4 protein-coding genes are annotated in these 3,344 nt (G+C 63.2%); 1 reads left to right on the plus strand and 3 read right to left on the minus strand.

The genetic code is table 11. The features are described 5' to 3' along the window. Positions 1-58: 58 nt before the first annotated feature. The 3 genes from surE to tatC all read right to left on the minus strand — a co-directional run bounded on the left by surE (position 59) and on the right by tatC (position 3,093). On the minus strand, positions 59-817 hold the full coding sequence (gene surE, locus EOA27_RS28440; protein ID WP_126082291.1) for a 5'/3'-nucleotidase SurE: 759 nt from the start codon (positions 815-817) through the stop codon (positions 59-61). 4 nt (positions 818-821) lie between these two features. Then, on the minus strand, positions 822-2,126 hold the full coding sequence (gene serS / locus EOA27_RS28445) for a serine--tRNA ligase (protein WP_126082290.1): 1,305 nt from the start codon (positions 2,124-2,126) through the stop codon (positions 822-824). 100 nt (positions 2,127-2,226) lie between these two features. After that, on the minus strand, positions 2,227-3,093 hold the full coding sequence (tatC, locus tag EOA27_RS28450) for a twin-arginine translocase subunit TatC (RefSeq protein WP_126082289.1): 867 nt from the start codon (positions 3,091-3,093) through the stop codon (positions 2,227-2,229). On the opposite strand from tatC, the gene EOA27_RS41630 reads away from it, so the two are divergent. Next, a partial coding sequence (locus tag EOA27_RS41630; RefSeq protein ID WP_210214176.1) for a hypothetical protein occupies positions 3,094-3,344 on the plus strand: 251 nt, incomplete at its 3' end.

Raw genomic sequence — 3,344 nt, forward strand, 5'->3', positions numbered from 1 at the left:
CCTGTGTTCATGCCAAAACCACGTTCATGCCAAAACCGTGTTCATACCGATGCCATGTTCATGACAGCGCCTTGGTCAGTTGGTCGCGGAGCTCATGGGCGGTGAGGTCGAGCTGCAGCGGCGTCACCGACACCAGCCGGTTGCGCAGCGCGTAGAGGTCCGTGCCCTTCTTGCCTTCGACCGGCTCGCGGCCGAAGCGCAGCCAGTAGTAAGGCAGGCCGCGTCCGTCGCGCCGCTCATCGACCCAGAGGCTGTGCACCAGCTTGCCCTGCGAGGTGACGACGGTGCCCTCCACTTCGTCGGGAGCGCAGTTCGGAAAATTGACGTTGAGCAGCACGCCGTCCGGCAGCGGCGTTTCCACCAGTCGCTTCAACAGCGCCGGCGCCAGCGACTCGGTCGTCTCGTAAGGAACCACGCGATCCTCGCCGACATAGGAATAAGCCTGGCTGACCGCGATCGAGCGCACGCCGAGCAGCGCGCCTTCCATGGCGCCTGCAACGGTGCCGGAATAGGTGACATCATCAGCAATGTTGGCGCCGGAATTGACGCCGGACAGGATCAGGTCCGGCGGTCCGGGCAGGATCTTCTTCGTACCCATGATGACGCAGTCGGTCGGCGTGCCGCGCACCGCGTAATGTTTCTCGCCGATTTTGCGCAGCCGAAGCGGCTCCGAAATCGACAGCGAATGCGCGTAACCGGACTGGTCCTGCTCGGGCGCCACCACCCACACGTCGTCCGACAGCGTGCGGGCGATGCGTTCGAGCGACGCCAGCCCTTCGGCGTGGATGCCGTCATCGTTGGTCAGAAGAATGCGCATGCGTTCACTTGGCTTCGATCTTGGCGAGACCACCCATGTAAGGCCGCAGCACTTCAGGAATGGTTACGCTGCCATCCTCATTCTGGTAGTTTTCGATGACAGCTATGAGAGCGCGGCCGACGGCGGTACCCGAACCATTGAGCGTGTGAACGAAGCGGTTGCCCCTGCCGTCCTTGTCCTTGTAGCGGGCATCCATGCGCCTGGCCTGGAAATCGCCGCAGACCGAGCAGGACGAGATTTCGCGATAGGCGTTCTGCCCCGGCAGCCAGACCTCGATGTCGTAGGTCTTGCGCGCGCCAAAACCCATGTCGCCGGTGCAGAGCGTGACGGTGCGGAACGGCAGGCCGAGCTGCTTCAGCACCTCCTCGGCGCATCGCGTCATGCGCTCATGCTCGGCGATCGAGCTTTCCTGATCGGTGATCGAGACCAGCTCGACCTTGTAGAACTGATGCTGGCGCAGCATGCCGCGCGTGTCGCGGCCGGCCGAGCCCGCTTCCGAGCGGAAGCACGGCGTCAGCGCCGTGTAGCGCAGAGGCAGCTTTTCATGCGCGGTGATCTCCTCGCGCACGAGGTTGGTCAGCGGCACCTCGGCCGTGGGGATCAGGCCAAGCCGACCGTCGCCATGCGGCGTGAAGAACAGGTCTTCCTCGAATTTCGGCAGCTGGTTGGTGCCGAAAAGCACCTCATCCCGCACCATCAGTGGCGGGATGACCTCTTCATAGCCATGCTCGATCGTGTGCAGGTCGAGCATGAACTGGCCGATCGCGCGCTCCATGCGGGCCAACTGGCTTTTCAGCACGGTGAAGCGCGTGCCGGACAATTTCGCCGCCCGCTCGAAATCCATCATGCCGAGCGCTTCGCCGATCTCGAAATGCTCCTTCACCCAGTTCGGACGCGTCGGCACCTCGCCGACGATGCGCTTGACGACATTGTCGTGCTCGTCCTTGCCGACCGGCACGTCCTCCAGCGGCACGTTGGGCAGCACCGCAAGCGCGTCGTTCAGCGCCTTGTCGAGCTCGCGCTCGCGCGCCTCGCCGTTCTGGATGAACGCCTTGATATCGCTGACTTCGCCCTTGAGCTTCTCGGCAAGCGCTGCATCGCCCGAGCGCATGGCGTTGCCGATCTCCTTCGAGGCGGCGTTGCGGCGCTCCTGCTTGACCTGCAATTCGCTGAGATGCGAGCGCCGCGCCTCGTCCTTGGCAATCAGATCGTCGACCGTGGACTGCGCCTCGTCAGCCGACCACGAGCGCTTCACCAGCGCCTCGACAAGGGCCTTCGGGTTTTCGCGAATCCATTTGATATCAAGCATGGTCGATCCTCAAAAGTAAGGACCGAGGGGGTAAACCGCATCGGCTATCGATGCAAGACGGCGGATAAGCGCCGCCTCGATTTCCCTGCCTTGCCGCCGCTCAGGTGGACGGCGCGTCCGGCGTCTTGTCGCCGGCGACAGAGCTGTCCGCATTCGCCTGCTCGCGCGCCAGCCGGTCGCGCGCCTGGGCGCGCTCGATCATGCGCGATGACCAGATGGCGACCTCGTAGAGAATGATCGTCGGGATGGCGAGGCCGCACTGGCTCATCGGATCGGGCGGCGTCAGCACCGCGGCGACCACGAAGGAAAGCACGATCGCCCATTTGCGCTTCTCGGCCAGCGCCTGCGACGACAACAGCCCGACGCGCGTCAAAAGGCTGGTCACCACCGGCAGCTGGAACACCAGGCCGAAGGAGAAGATCAGCGTCATGATCAGGCTGAGATATTCCGAAACCTTGGGCAGCAGCGAAATCTGCACCTGGTCGTTGGTGCCGACCTGCTGCATGGCCAGGAAGAACCACATCACCATCGGGGTGAAGAAGAAATAGACCAGCGAGGCGCCCATCAGGAACAGGATGGGCGACGCGATCAGGAACGGCAGGAAAGCGCTGCGCTCATTCTTGTAGAGGCCCGGCGCGATGAACTTGTAGATCTGCGTGGCGATCAGCGGGAAGGCGATCACCATGCCGCCGAACATGGCAAGCTTCACCTGGGTGAAGAAGAACTCCTGCGGCGCGGTATAGATCAGCTCGACCTTGTGCGGGTCGAGGCCTGCCCATTGCGTTGCCCATTTGAAGGGGATGACCAACAGGTTGAACAGGCGCTTAGCGAAAAAGAAGCAGACGAGGAAGGCGACGAAGAAGCCGCCCAGCGACCAGATCAGGCGGCGGCGCAACTCGATGAGATGCTCGATCAGCGGCGCCGACGATTTCTCGATTTCTTCCCGCTCCTTGTCCGATACGCTCACTTGGCGGCTCCCGCCGTCTTCTTGGTGTCAGCCGTCTTCTTGGAGGCAGGCTTCCTGGCCGCGGCAGGCTTTGCCTCAGCCTTGGACGCGGCCTTTGCGGCAGCCGTTGCGGCTTTGGCCGGCGCCGAGGATTTGGCCGGCACCTTTGCAGCCGATGCCTTCGATGCCGCTGCCGTTTTCGCCACAGCGTCGGCCGTCTTGGCCTTAATCACCGCAGTCTTTTTCGCCGGTTTGGCCGCCACAGGCGCATC

The organism is Mesorhizobium sp. M2A.F.Ca.ET.037.01.1.1, from assembly GCF_003998075.1.
Lineage (GTDB): Bacteria > Pseudomonadota > Alphaproteobacteria > Rhizobiales > Rhizobiaceae > Mesorhizobium.

What these genes read in the sequence shown, in the direction of transcription:
- surE (WP_126082291.1), bottom strand. Translation starts at nt 817, where the DNA reads ATGCGCATTCTTCTGACCAACGATGACGGCATCCACGCCGAAGGGCTG.
- serS (WP_126082290.1), bottom strand. Translation starts at nt 2,126, where the DNA reads ATGCTTGATATCAAATGGATTCGCGAAAACCCGAAGGCCCTTGTCGAG.